Source organism: Pantoea sp. SOD02, assembly GCF_024707505.1.
GTDB lineage: Bacteria > Pseudomonadota > Gammaproteobacteria > Enterobacterales > Enterobacteriaceae > Pantoea > Pantoea symbiotica.
Genome location: NZ_CP102604.1, coordinates 2,909,014 through 2,921,151, shown reverse-complemented (window position 1 = coordinate 2,921,151; position 12,138 = coordinate 2,909,014). Strand labels below are relative to the sequence as shown.

Annotated in this window: 11 protein-coding genes and 6 tRNA genes; 7 read left to right on the top strand and 10 right to left on the bottom strand. The window is 54.3% G+C overall.

Translation table 11 applies throughout. The features are described 5' to 3' along the window. The first annotated feature begins 45 nt into the window (after nt 1–45). The 3 genes from zipA to NR302_RS13595 all read left to right on the top strand — a co-directional run bounded on the left by zipA (nt 46) and on the right by NR302_RS13595 (nt 3,330). Nucleotides 46–1,023 carry a cell division protein ZipA gene (zipA, locus tag NR302_RS13605; RefSeq protein ID WP_154155751.1) on the top strand — a complete coding sequence of 326 codons (978 nt, stop codon included), beginning with the start codon at nt 46–48 and terminating at the stop codon, nt 1,021–1,023. 68 nt (nt 1,024–1,091) lie between these two features. After that, nucleotides 1,092–3,110: an NAD-dependent DNA ligase LigA gene (ligA, locus tag NR302_RS13600; protein WP_258143716.1), complete on the top strand. Its 2,019-nt coding sequence runs from the start codon at nt 1,092–1,094 to the stop codon at nt 3,108–3,110. 1 nt (nt 3,111) lies between these two features. Continuing rightward, nucleotides 3,112–3,330, top strand: a complete 219-nt coding sequence (locus NR302_RS13595; protein WP_008107783.1) for a DUF3820 family protein — start codon at nt 3,112–3,114, stop codon at nt 3,328–3,330. Between the two features lie 31 nt (nt 3,331–3,361). On the opposite strand, the gene NR302_RS13590 is transcribed toward NR302_RS13595, so the two are convergent. Then, a complete protein-coding gene (locus tag NR302_RS13590; protein WP_008107781.1) occupies nt 3,362–4,363 on the bottom strand; it encodes a bile acid:sodium symporter family protein in 1,002 nt (333 codons plus the stop codon). A gap of 102 nt (nt 4,364–4,465) precedes the next feature. Between NR302_RS13590 and NR302_RS13585 the strand changes: the two genes are divergently transcribed. Next, nucleotides 4,466–5,386 (top strand): LysR family transcriptional regulator, encoded by a 921-nt coding sequence (locus NR302_RS13585; RefSeq protein WP_008107779.1) that lies wholly within the window; start codon nt 4,466–4,468, stop codon nt 5,384–5,386. Here NR302_RS13585 and NR302_RS13580 read toward each other — a convergent pair. The 5 genes from NR302_RS13580 to NR302_RS13560 form a co-directional block, all read right to left on the bottom strand. Continuing rightward, complete coding sequence (locus tag NR302_RS13580) at nt 5,383–5,712, bottom strand: FlxA-like family protein (protein ID WP_008107778.1); 330 nt, start codon at nt 5,710–5,712, stop codon at nt 5,383–5,385. The genes NR302_RS13585 and NR302_RS13580 overlap by 4 nt on opposite strands. 162 nt (nt 5,713–5,874) lie before the next feature. Then, a tRNA-Lys gene (locus NR302_RS13575) sits at nt 5,875–5,950 on the bottom strand. A 4-nt stretch (nt 5,951–5,954) separates the two neighbouring features. Further along, a tRNA-Val gene (locus NR302_RS13570) sits at nt 5,955–6,030 on the bottom strand. Nucleotides 6,031–6,070: 40 nt separating this feature from the next. Then, nucleotides 6,071–6,146 (bottom strand) — tRNA-Val (locus NR302_RS13565). 49 nt (nt 6,147–6,195) lie between these two features. Further along, nucleotides 6,196–6,271, bottom strand: a tRNA-Val gene (locus NR302_RS13560). 272 nt (nt 6,272–6,543) lie between these two features. On the opposite strand from NR302_RS13560, the gene gltX reads away from it, so the two are divergent. Beyond that, nucleotides 6,544–7,965 carry a glutamate--tRNA ligase gene (gene gltX / locus NR302_RS13555; protein ID WP_258143715.1) on the top strand — a complete coding sequence of 474 codons (1,422 nt, stop codon included), beginning with the start codon at nt 6,544–6,546 and terminating at the stop codon, nt 7,963–7,965. Nucleotides 7,966–8,000: 35 nt separating this feature from the next. On the opposite strand, the gene NR302_RS13550 is transcribed toward gltX, so the two are convergent. Together NR302_RS13550 and NR302_RS13545 are read right to left on the bottom strand one after the other, a co-directional pair. Next, on the bottom strand, nt 8,001–8,354 hold the full coding sequence (locus NR302_RS13550) for a YfeC-like transcriptional regulator (protein ID WP_008102134.1): 354 nt from the start codon (nt 8,352–8,354) through the stop codon (nt 8,001–8,003). Between the two features lie 111 nt (nt 8,355–8,465). Continuing rightward, nucleotides 8,466–9,254, bottom strand: a complete 789-nt coding sequence (locus NR302_RS13545) for a formate/nitrite transporter family protein (protein WP_008102137.1) — start codon at nt 9,252–9,254, stop codon at nt 8,466–8,468. Nucleotides 9,255–9,616: 362 nt separating this feature from the next. Between NR302_RS13545 and NR302_RS13540 the strand changes: the two genes are divergently transcribed. Next, nucleotides 9,617–9,692: transfer RNA gene (locus tag NR302_RS13540), tRNA-Ala, on the top strand. A gap of 42 nt (nt 9,693–9,734) precedes the next feature. Next, nucleotides 9,735–9,810: transfer RNA gene (locus tag NR302_RS13535), tRNA-Ala, on the top strand. 127 nt (nt 9,811–9,937) lie between these two features. On the opposite strand, the gene NR302_RS13530 is transcribed toward NR302_RS13535, so the two are convergent. Further along, complete coding sequence (locus tag NR302_RS13530; RefSeq protein ID WP_258143714.1) at nt 9,938–11,554, bottom strand: rhodanese homology domain-containing protein; 1,617 nt, start codon at nt 11,552–11,554, stop codon at nt 9,938–9,940. Further along, entirely contained in the window at nt 11,547–12,137 is a 591-nt protein-coding gene (locus NR302_RS13525; RefSeq protein WP_258143713.1) for a cysteine dioxygenase, read from the bottom strand. The genes NR302_RS13530 and NR302_RS13525 overlap by 8 nt, the downstream gene beginning before the upstream one ends. Nucleotide 12,138: the final 1 nt, after the last annotated feature.

Sequence of the window (12,138 nt, the reverse complement as noted above, 5' to 3'; positions counted from 1 at the left end):
TAAAGTTTGCCGTGGTGGCAAGGTATTGGAACAACAGAGAATACAATGATGCAGGATTTGCGTCTGATATTAATCGTTGTTGGCGCGATCGCCATAATAGCGCTGCTACTTCATGGACTGTGGACCAGCCGTAAAGAGCGCTCCTCCGTGTTTCGTGATCGCCCGCACAAACGTCTGAAACAGCGCGAAGAAGCCGATGAAGATCTGCTGAGCGAAGAAGATGATGGCGTCGGCGAAGTCCGTGTACGTCGTCATCGTGATGCGGATGAAGAACCCGAATTCACTGCACGCCCAGCGAGCGCGCCGCGTGCGCCTGAACCTGTGCGTCAACCGGCATCACGTCAGGCCGACCCGTTATTGGGCGATCCGTTGCTGGATGACGAACCTGAAGTGCGTAAGCCGGTGGCGCCACAAGCGCCCGTGGCGAAGCCAACGCCAGCGCCTGCCCCACAACCGATTCAGGCCGATCCGCTGCTGGATAACGAGCCGCTTTCCGCAACGCAGCCTGCGCCAGAGTTCCAGGCGGCAGAAGAGCCAGAATTCGAACCTGAAGCGCCAGTCGCACATCAACCGGAAGCGCCACAGCCAGCGGCTGCTGCGCCGGGCAGTAAAAAAGAAGCCGTATTAGTGCTGCATGTTGCTGCACACGCGGGCGGCGAACTGAATGGTGAAGCGCTGTTGCAGGGCATTCTGCAGGCCGGATTCCAGTTTGGTGAGATGAACATTTTCCATCGCCACCTAAGTCCAGCAGGCAGCGGTCCGGTCCTGTTTAGCCTGGCGAACATGGTGAAACCGGGTTCATTCGATCCGGATCAGATGGGCAATTTCTCAACGCCTGGCATCTCCATCTTTATGATGGTGCCGTCGTACGGTGATGCGAACCAAAACTTTAAGCTGATGCTGCAATCCGCACAGCGTATCGCCGATGATGTGGGTGGCGTGGTGCTGGACGATGAGCGTCGTATGATGACGCCGCAGAAGCTGGAAACCTACAAAACGCGTATTCGCGAAGTTATTGGTTAATCGCCGCTAACTGAGTCAAAACAAATACAACCCCCGCATGTCGGGGGTTTTTTATCGGATAAGAGACTATGAAATCGGTTCAGGAGCAGATCACCGCGCTGCGCACCACGTTACGTCACCACGAATATCTCTACCACGTGATGGATACGCCGGAGATTCCGGATGCAGAGTATGACCGATTGATGGTTCAGCTGCGCGAGCTGGAAATCGCTCATCCTGATTTGATTACACCTGATTCTCCGACACAACGCGTGGGCGCGGCACCGCTGGCAGCTTTTGAGCAAGTGCGTCATGAAGTGCCGATGTTGTCGCTGGATAACACCTTTGATGAAGCGGGCTTCCTTGCCTTCAACAAACGCGTGCAGGATCGCCTTAAAAGCACTGACGAATTGACTTATTGCTGCGAACTCAAGCTGGATGGCTTAGCGGTGAGTTTGCTGTATGAAGATGGTTTGCTGGTGCGCGCAGCAACGCGTGGAGATGGCACCACCGGCGAAAACATCACGGCGAACGTACGCACTATTCACGCCATTCCGCTGCGTCTGCATGGCGATAACATTCCCGCTCGCGTTGAAGTGCGTGGCGAAGTGTTTATCACCGAAAGCGGCTTTGAAAAGCTGAATGAAGAAGCGCGTCGCACCGGCGCGAAAGTCTTTGCAAACCCACGTAACGCAGCGGCCGGTTCTCTGCGCCAGCTCGATCCGCGCATTACCGCCAAACGTCCGCTGACCTTCTTCTGCTACGGTTTTGGTCTGCTGGAAGGCGGTGAAATGCCCGCCAGCCATTGGCAACGTCTGCAACAGTTTAAGGCGTGGGGATTGCCGGTCACCGATCGTATTCGTCTGGCACACAGCGCCGATGAAGTGCTGGCGTTTTATCGTCAGGTTGAGCAGGAGCGCCCGTCGCTCGGCTTCGACATCGATGGCGTGGTTATCAAGGTCGATTCACAGGCGCTGCAGGAGCAACTCGGCTTTGTGGCGCGTGCGCCGCGCTGGGCTGTGGCATTTAAATTCCCGGCGCAGGAACAGATGACGTTCGTGCGCGATGTCGAATTCCAGGTAGGCCGCACCGGCGCGATTACGCCAGTCGCGCGTCTGGAGCCGGTTCAGGTTGCGGGCGTTGTGGTGAGCAACGCTACCTTGCATAACGCTGATGAAATCGCCCGATTGGGTTTGCGCATCGGCGACAAAGTGGTGATTCGCCGCGCTGGTGACGTGATTCCGCAAGTGGTCAATGTGGTGGAATCTGAGCGCCCGGAAGAGACGCGTGAAATCGTCTTCCCGAGTCATTGCCCGGTGTGTGGTTCAGACGTTGAACGCGTGGAAGGTGAAGTGGTGACGCGCTGCACCGGTGGCCTGATTTGTGGCGCGCAGCGCAAAGAAGCGCTTAAACACTTCGTTTCGCGTCGTGCGATGGATGTCGATGGCATGGGCGACAAAATCATTGATCAGCTGGTTGAGAAAGAGTACGTCTTAACGCCAGCCGATCTGTTCCGTCTTACGGCCGGCAAGCTGACCGGCCTCGATCGCATGGGGCCGAAATCGGCGCAGAACGTGGTTGATGCGCTGGAAAAGGCCAAATCCACCACGCTGGCACGTTTCCTCTATGCGCTGGGTATTCGTGAAGTCGGCGAAGCCACCGCTGCTAACCTTGCCAATCACTTTGGCGAGCTGGAAAAGGTGATGAACGCCGATCTCGATGCGCTAATTGAAGTGCAGGATGTCGGCAAAGTAGTGGCGACGCATGTGCGTAATTTTATGGATGAAGAGAGCAATCGCGCCGTTATTCGCGATCTTACCGAAGAGATTGGCGTGCATTGGCCGCAGGTTGAAGTGGTCAATGTCGAAGAGATTGATAGTCCGTTTGCCGGTAAAACCGTGGTGCTGACTGGCTCTCTGTCGCAGATGAATCGCGATGATGCTAAAGAGCGTTTGGTGGCGCTGGGCGCTAAAGTGAGCGGCAGCGTGTCGAAGAAAACCGATTTGCTGATTGCGGGTGAAGCGGCCGGATCCAAGCTGGCGAAAGCGCAGGAACTCGGTATTCCGGTGATCGACGAAGCGGAAATGATTCGCCTGCTCGGAGCCTAACGTGGATAAACAGCAGCTAGTTGAAATCGCCAATACCGTGATGCCGTTCGGCAAGTACAAGGGCAGAGTGCTGATTGATGTGCCGGAGGAGTATTTGCTGTGGTTCGCCCGCAAAGATGAATTTCCGGCCGGTAAGTTAGGCGAACTGATGCAGCTGACGCTGACGATTAAGATCGAAGGTCTCGAAGGTTTAATCAAACCGCTCAAGCGCAGTGAGTAACAAAACGGCCCGCATTTGCGGGCCGTTCTATTTAGGATTTCTGCGCTTCTACTTGCTGCTGCGCCAGCCGTTTTTCATTCCCGGCTTTGTAGCGCTGGGCAATGAAAGAGCACACCATTAACTGTACCTGATGGAAGATCATCAGCGGCAATACGATAATACCCACAGATGCGGCCGGGAATAGGATGTTGGCCATCGGCACACCGTTCGCCAGACTCTTTTTCGAGCCACAGAACAGCACGGTGATTTCATCGGCACGGCTAAAGCCAAACAGGCGTGATGCCCCGAGATTAATCGCCAGCGCAACAAACAGAATGAGCAGGCTGCCTGCCAGAATCCATAACAGCGTATCCAAACCGACGCGGTGCCAAATGCCATTCACAACCGCTTCACTGAAGGCTGAGTAAACCACCAGCAGAATGGATGTCTGGTCAGTTTTACCAATCAGGCTGCGATTTTTTTCCACCCAACCGCCGATCCAGCGGCGTGACAGATGACCAATTACAAACGGTACCAGCAACTGCAGCATGATTTTGCCAATCTGCTCCAGCCCATTACCCGGCATTTCGCTGTGTACATTCATTACCAGATTCACCAGCAGCGGCGAGATAAATACGCCAAGCAGGCTCGAAGCCGACGCTGCACATACCGCTGCGGCAACATTACCGCCCGCCATCGAGGTAAAGGCGATGGCTGACTGCACGGTAGCAGGCAGAATGCAGAGATAGATAAAGCCGGTATAAATCTCCGGACCGACATTCACCGGATGCCACCACACCAGCAGCAATCCTAAAATTGGGAATACCACAAAGGTGCTGCACATAATCCACAAGTGCAAGCGCCAGTGGCTGCTTCCGGCGATGATCTTCTCGCGCGAAAGTTTGGCGCCATGCATAAAGAACAGCAGGGCGATGGCGGCGGTGGTCAGATATTCAAAGATGTCGACAAAGACCCCTTTGGCAGGAATAAAGCTGGCCAGCAGCACGGTGATGATGAGTTTAATCATCATCGGATCGAGGCGTAAAAATCCCATTGTTAAAATCCGGTTAAATTTAAAAAATTGATGGTGCTGATTGTGCGCCCGCTGGGTTTAGAAATAAAATTGATTTATTGCATCAATCTATGAGCGATATCGATGAATTACACCTTACGCCAGTTGCGAACCTTTGTGGCGGTGGCGCATCACGGCAGCTTTAGTTTGGCCGGACAAGCGATTGGTTTGAGTCAGTCTGCGGTAAGCCACAGCATTAAAGAGCTGGAAGCGGAAATGGGCGTACGCTTGCTGGATCGCACCACGCGAGAAGTGATGCTGACCGAAGCGGGGCAGCAGCTGGCCACGCGGCTTAATCGTCTGTTGGAAGATCTCAACACCACCGTGTTGGATGTGCGCAGCTATGGCGAACAGCGCAGCGGCACGGTGCGTGTTGCCGCCAGTCAAACGCCTTCTGCCCACCTGATGCCGCAGTGTCTGGCTAGCAGCCAGCAGCGCTATCCCGATATCCGCGTCATCCTGCATGATCGCGTGCAGCAATGGGTGTTGCAAAGCGTACGCAATGCGGAGGTTGATTTTGGTATTGTGATTGGTCCGCTCAACGACACCGATTTCGATAGCGAAGAGATTCTACAGGAGCCTTTTTTACTGCTGTGTCATGAAGATGACGAGCTGGCGCAAATTGCACAGGCGCAGTGGTCGATGCTGGCCGGACGCAATATGGTGCTGCAGGATTATGCTTCTGGCAGTCGCGTGTTAGTCGATGCCGCGCTGCAACAACTGGCGTTAAATGTGAATGTGGTGCAGGAAATCGGCCATCCCGCCACGCTTTATCCGATGGTGGAAGCGGGGATTGGTATCAGTATTTTGCCTGCACTGGCCTTGCCGTTGCCGTCAGGACGCAAACTCACGGTGCGACGTCTCTATCCGGAAATTAATCGCAGCCTGATGCTGATAAAGCGCAAAAACCGCTCGCTGACACCCGCCGCAGAAGCGATCTGGCAGGAAGTGCGTCAGCAGGCGGCCCTGCTGACGCAACAACGCATGCTAAAGCCGGCGTTTTAAACGTACACGTTGATCTGATTGCTATCAGTTGGACGGTTAATTCCATCGGCTTTGTTCGCCGCTGGTTGCTGAGCTTCCTGTTTCTGCTGCGCTTTCTCTGCTTGCTGCTGCTCAATCTGCGCGATTTGCGCCTCAATCATTTGAATCTGTGATTGCAGCATCTGCTCCTGTTCCGATTTTTGTTCATCGGTGAGCGTATCGTCGCTGGAAAGATCTTTCAGCTGCTTGGTGATGGATTGAATCTGTTTGTTGAGGCTGGCGATTTCTGAGGTCGATCCGCCGCCGCTACTGGCGGTGCTGACACTACTAACGCTGGATATAGACATGGTTTTCTCCTTGCAATAGACCATTATCGTTATCGGTCAGAGCAGCGGGAGGCTTGAGGGCAGGGAGTGTTAAGCTTGCGAAAAGGTTTTGTTGGGATTTGGTACGCTAAAGTGCCAACGGTAGAAACGAAAAAAGCGCCTAAAAGGCGCTTTTCTCTGAATTGGTGGGTCGTGCAGGATTCGAACCTGCGACCAATTGATTAAAAGTCAACTGCTCTACCAACTGAGCTAACGACCCGAAGTGGTGGGTGATGACGGGCTCGAACCGCCGACCCCCTCCTTGTAAGGGAGATGCTCTACCAACTGAGCTAATCACCCACTTCGTACTGCTTAACAAGAGCGTCATCTGACTAAGATATGGTGGGTGATGACGGGCTCGAACCGCCGACCCCCTCCTTGTAAGGGAGATGCTCTACCAACTGAGCTAATCACCCATATCTTATCTCTTGTTCACTGCGGGCCACCTTTAAACCTTCTAAAGAGTGGTGGGTGATGACGGGCTCGAACCGCCGACCCCCTCCTTGTAAGGGAGATGCTCTACCAACTGAGCTAATCACCCCCGCTGTGTGGAGTCGCATTATAGGGATCCTTCAAAGTGAGTCAACGGTTTTTAAAACTTAAATGTGCGTTCGCTTTAAAAATAATCATCGTGGGGCGCTTTTCGCCAATGTGCTGGTTTTATTAGCAGAAAAGCGCACAGCAAACCGGGATGCCACCGCGACAATCATTGAGGAATCAGCCTCACCTGCTAGAATGTGCGCACTGTTTTTTCGCGTTAACCCTTTTTTTGTCATCCAGACAATAAAACCTGCGCATTTAAGGCAATGCTGAATGAAAATCAAAACTCGCTTCGCACCCAGCCCAACCGGCTATCTGCACGTAGGCGGTGCTCGTACTGCTCTTTACTCCTGGCTTTATGCTCGCCATAACAAGGGCGAATTTGTTCTGCGTATCGAAGATACCGATCTGGAGCGTTCCACACCGGAAGCCATTGAAGCCATCATGGATGGTATGAACTGGCTGAGCCTTAACTGGGATGAAGGTCCGTATTATCAGACCAAGCGTTTTGATCGCTACAACGCGGTGATCGACGACATGCTGGAAGCGGGCACGGCCTATAAATGCTACTGCAGTAAAGAACGTCTTGATGCGCTGCGTGAAGAGCAGATGGAAAAGGGCGAAAAGCCGCGTTATGACGGCCGCTGCCGCGACAGCCATGAACATCACGCTGCTGATGAGCCGTGCGTGGTGCGCTTCCGCAACCCGCAGGAAGGTTCTGTCATCTTTGACGATCAGATTCGTGGCCCGATTGAATTCAGCAACCAGGAACTGGATGACCTGATCATTCGTCGTACCGACGGTTCGCCAACCTACAACTTCTGTGTGGTGGTGGATGACTGGGATATGGGCATCACTCACGTGATTCGTGGTGAAGACCATATCAACAACACGCCACGCCAGATCAACATCCTGAAAGCGATCGGTGCAGAAGTGCCAACCTACGCGCACGTCTCAATGATCCTTGGCGATGACAGTAAGAAGCTGTCTAAGCGTCATGGCGCGGTCGGCGTGATGCAATATCGCGATGATGGATATCTGCCGGAAGCGCTGCTCAACTATCTGGTGCGTCTCGGCTGGTCACATGGCGATCAGGAGATTTTCAGCGTGCCGGAAATGGCAGAGCTGTTCACTCTGGATGCGGTGAGCAAATCAGCCAGTGCTTTCAACACTGAAAAACTGCAGTGGCTGAACCATCACTACATTAATACGCTGCCGCCGGAATACGTTGCTACGCAGCTACAATGGCACATTGAGCAGCAAAAGATAGATACCCGCACTGGTCCGGAACTGGCTAAGCTGGTTACCTTGCTGGGCGAGCGTTGCAAAACTCTGGTAGAGATCGCGGCATCTTGCCGTTACTTCTATGAAGAGTTTGAAGCCTTTGATGCTGACGCAGCGAAGAAGCATCTGCGTCCGGTCGCGCGTCAGCCGCTGGAAGTGGTGCGTGACAAACTGGCCGCGATCAGCGACAGCAACTGGAACGCTGAGAATGTGCATCATGCAATTCAGTCTGCGGCAGATGAGCTGGAGCTGGGCATGGGCAAAGTGGGTATGCCACTGCGTGTGGCGGTGACCGGTTCAGGCCAGTCACCGGCTCTGGATGTGACGGTAGAAGCGATTGGCCGCAGCCGCAGCGTTGCACGTATTGAGAAAGCGCTGGCATTCATCGCTGAGCGTGAAGCAAACGCATAATATGAAAAAGCCGGAAGCATCTGCTTCCGGCTTATTTATTCTTCCTGAATCCCCAGACGCTCCAGTACGCCTCGAATTCCCTCCCGCAATAACAACGCCGCAAATTGCTCTTGCTCCGCTGCCGTCATTTGCTGGACAGAATTTATTAATAACGCAGGTAACGTATTTTGTTGTGCACCGTAATTAGCCGCCGGTTCGTTCGCGTGGCGGGTGGACTGAACAAAGCTCTTTACACGCTCATCAATATGGATCAATCGCGCTTTACCGCCCTGAACACCGGGCTTTGGCGTGGTTGTCCAGTTTTCACGTTTAATCCATTTATTCACCGTTTGCCGACTGTAGCCCGTTTCCAGCGCGAGCTCCTCGGGGGTAAGCCATTCCTTTTTCACGATGCAGTCCCTGTTAAATACATTAGCTCTACATATTACAACAAAACGTAACGGGGAAAAGTAACCTGGGCAGAAAATGCCTTCTGCTCTCCAACAAAAGGCAAAATTCGGTTATTGCGCTTCGCTCACTGCGGGTTGTTCAGGACGGAAAGCGATGAAATAGGTGAGGCCAACAAAAATTGCACCACCCACGCCGTTACCAAGGAACACCGCAATTACGTTTGGCGCAAACTCCGCCCAGCTCATCTGGCCGGCAAAAATCGCTGCCGGAACAATAAACATGTTAGCGACAACGTGCTGGAAGCCAATCGCCACGAACGCCATCACTGGGAACCACATACCGAAGATTTTACCCACCACATCTTTACTGGCGAAGGCGAGCCACACCGCCAGACACACTAGCCAGTTGCAGCCTACGCCGGAAATAAAGGCGTGCAGGAAATCGGCATTCACTTTCGCGTGCGCAATCGCCACGGTTTTCTTCAGGTAATCGCCCTCTGTCATGCCCAGCATATGACCAAAAAACCATGCTACTGCAACGCTGCCAATAAAATTGGCGACGGTAACCCAAAACCAGTTACGCAGTACGCTGAAGCCACTGATGCGACGCGCGAACCAGGCGATTGGCATCGTCATCATATTGCCGGTCAGCAGCTCACCGCCCGCCAGCACCGTCATGATCAAACCAACCGGGAACACCGCAGCGCCGAGCAGCACGCCGAATGAGCCCCATTCAGCAGGCAGTTGGTTAATCACATGCAGATCGAGCAGGAAGCCGGTGGCGATAAACGCACCGGCCATAAAGCCAAGAATTAACAAGGTGGAGATAGGAAGGCGGCTTTTAGCCACGCCAGCTTGAATCGCCAGTTGAGCGATCTCTTTAGGTGTATGCAGCGACATAATTCACTTTTCTTATATGGATTAATGGGGACGTTGCTGGCCGGTCATTGAGAGAACACCCTGGCAGGATGACCGGTTAATTAGCGCGCTAAGTTTTACACGCACTTTTAACGAAAACAAGACTGCTCCTAACATCTTTAACCTTAAATTAACGCTGGGTTGAGGTTGGGTTTGGTGAGCATTGTTGGATAGCGCATATTAATAGAAGCGATTTGGGAGGAAGTGTAGAAAAAAAAGCCATGCTGACGCGGGGTTGACGCCTTTTTCAGCGATCAAACACAGAACGAGAATTTGACGTTGACACTCAAGGGGCGGTTTCATATTATCCCGTCCGTCGAGTTTACTCGGCAGTTTTTCGGTTCGGGGGTATAGCTCAGCTGGGAGAGCGCTTGCATGGCATGCAAGAGGTCAGCGGTTCGATCCCGCTTATCTCCACCAAACCGCTCCCAACGGTTTGACCGAAAAATGATTTCCAGATGTGGGGGTATAGCTCAGCTGGGAGAGCGCTTGCATGGCATGCAAGAGGTCAGCGGTTCGATCCCGCTTATCTCCACCAAATCTCTGTTCGTTCTGAACACATTCAAAAAAATCACCTTCTAAACGCCACGCAATAAATTGCGATTTTGTCGTTTGTAGGGTCGCCATTTATGGCGACCACATTACTGCATAACGCGGAATTTTTGTCAGGCCGTAACAGCTTGCGGCTGCAATTGCAGCACACGGAAACCGTGCGTGCCATCGCGATCCAACTGCGCCACCAAACCGTATTCCCAGTCCAGATAGGCCTGCATCACGCCCGCCTCAATATCAGTGCCTTCATACGGGCGACGATAGCGATCGATGGCCGGTGACAGCAGATGCTGTTCTCCTTGCTCCGTGGGCAAACCCGCACTACGCCAGGCAGCGTTACCGCCTTCCAGCACAAACACCGGTTTACCGGTCAGCTCAGCCACCTGTTCCACCGCATAGCCCGCCAGCAGGCTGCTGCCACAGGTTAATACATAGCGACGCGCCTCCGGCAACAACGCTTTGCCTTGCTGTTGCAGAGTAGAGCGCAGCAACCAGGCCGCGCCCGGAATATGGCTGTTGAGATGGTTCGCGCGCGTGGTGAAATCCAGCACCTGCGTTTGCCCTTCCTGCAACCATTCCGCTAACTGCTGCGGTGAGATGAATTCGGGTTGAGCAACGGGCGGCACCTGCGCTTTCCAGTTACCGCTTTCACTAAAATCACCGGCCTGCAGCTCCTCCAGCACCGAAACCTGCCAGCCAAGCTGCGCCAGCCAGGATGCGGTCATATTGGCGCGCACGCCATCATCATCAATCAACACGATGCGTGCCCCGCGTACGCTGGCGTAATGATCGGTCTCCTGCACTAATTGGCCCCCCGGCACGTGACGGCTGCCCGGCAGATGCCCGGCGGCGTACTCGTCGGCATCACGCACATCAAACAGATAAGTGGTGCGCGTCTCTTGCTGCCAACGCTTCAGCGTGGCAAGCGGGATACGTTCTACACCGGCGCGATCTGCGATGCTGCGCGCATTGTTCGCCGCCTGACGCTGAGCGGTTTCGCTGCTCTCGCCGTAGCGGCGCGACTGGCCTTTATCCAGCGCATGTCCGGCCAGCGTCCAGCCGATGGTGCCATTGCGTAGTGCAAACACCGGATTGCGAATTCCGGCATTCACCAGCGATTGCGTACCGATGATGCTGCGTGTGCGACCGGCGCAGTTGACAATCACCGTGGTCTCCGGCGATGGCGCGATATCACGCACGCGCAGCACCAGCTCACCGCCTGGCACGCTGGTGGCACCCGGAATACTCATGGTCTGATATTCATCGAAACGGCGCGCATCCAGCACCACCACGTTAGCATCGCTGTTAATCAGCTGATGCACTTCGTCCGCTGACAACGAAGGGGTGTGATTGTGATGCTCAACCAGCTCGCCAAACGCTTTGCTGGGTGAATTAACGTCGATAAACAGTTCGCCGCCCGCCGCTTGCCAGCCGGCCAAATCATCCGCCAGCAGCGTGACATTGCTGTAACCCAGTGCGGCAATGCGCTCGGCAGCGGTTTGCGCCAGGCCTTCGCCGCCGTCATACAGCGTGATGGCGGTGGTGCGCTGCGGAATGCGGTCCAGTAGCTCAAGCTCCAGCTTTGACAGCGGAATATTCACCGCAAACAGCGGATGCGCGGTGGCAAACAGCGCTTCATCGCGCACATCGACAATCGCCACTTCCTGCTGCTGACGCAGCGCATCAATAAGTTCCGCGGCCTGGCGTAAAGGGAAAACCGGTTTAGTCATGTGAAAGGTCCCAAATGTTCGGTAAGTAGCGGTTGCTGTAACCGGAGATAAACGTTTTTTCGCTGCCGTCTTCGCGGTAGACCGCGCGTTTGACCGCGCCAATGTTGGCGCCATAAACGTGAATGCTGATGGAGACGCGGTCGTCATAGGCGTTGCTGACGCGATGAATATCGCCCACCGTTGGCGATACCGCTTCAACGCTGCCTGGATCGAGTCGAACTGGCGCGCCTTCCGGCTGCAATCCGTTCGGCCCCGGCTGCCAGGATTGTGAAATTTCCGCGCCGCGCAGCATGCCAATCAATCCCCATACGCGATGGTCGTGAATCGGCGTTTGCTGGCCCTGCCCCCAAACGAAACTCACCACCGAGAAGCGCTGCTGCGCATCGGCATACAACAAATATTGTTGATAGTGTTCGGGATGAGGTTGGCTAAAGGCGTCGTCCAGCCAATCGTCGTGGCGAATCAGCTCGCCAAGCCACTCGCTGCCACGTTGTAACACCGTGGCTTCCTCGGGCTTTGTATCCAGCAGATTAGCCAGATTGGCGACGAAATCGCGCAGGCGCTGGTGCTGATAATGGCTCATC

What these genes read in the sequence shown, in the direction of transcription:
- zipA (WP_154155751.1), top strand. Translation starts at nt 46, where the DNA reads ATGATGCAGGATTTGCGTCTGATATTAATCGTTGTTGGCGCGATCGCC.
- ligA (WP_258143716.1), top strand. Translation starts at nt 1,092, where the DNA reads ATGAAATCGGTTCAGGAGCAGATCACCGCGCTGCGCACCACGTTACGT.
- NR302_RS13590 (WP_008107781.1), bottom strand. Translation starts at nt 4,363, where the DNA reads ATGGGATTTTTACGCCTCGATCCGATGATGATTAAACTCATCATCACC.
- NR302_RS13585 (WP_008107779.1), top strand. Translation starts at nt 4,466, where the DNA reads ATGAATTACACCTTACGCCAGTTGCGAACCTTTGTGGCGGTGGCGCAT.
- NR302_RS13580 (WP_008107778.1), bottom strand. Translation starts at nt 5,712, where the DNA reads ATGTCTATATCCAGCGTTAGTAGTGTCAGCACCGCCAGTAGCGGCGGC.
- gltX (WP_258143715.1), top strand. Translation starts at nt 6,544, where the DNA reads ATGAAAATCAAAACTCGCTTCGCACCCAGCCCAACCGGCTATCTGCAC.
- NR302_RS13545 (WP_008102137.1), bottom strand. Translation starts at nt 9,254, where the DNA reads ATGTCGCTGCATACACCTAAAGAGATCGCTCAACTGGCGATTCAAGCT.
- NR302_RS13530 (WP_258143714.1), bottom strand. Translation starts at nt 11,554, where the DNA reads ATGACTAAACCGGTTTTCCCTTTACGCCAGGCCGCGGAACTTATTGAT.
- NR302_RS13525 (WP_258143713.1), bottom strand. Translation starts at nt 12,137, where the DNA reads ATGAGCCATTATCAGCACCAGCGCCTGCGCGATTTCGTCGCCAATCTG.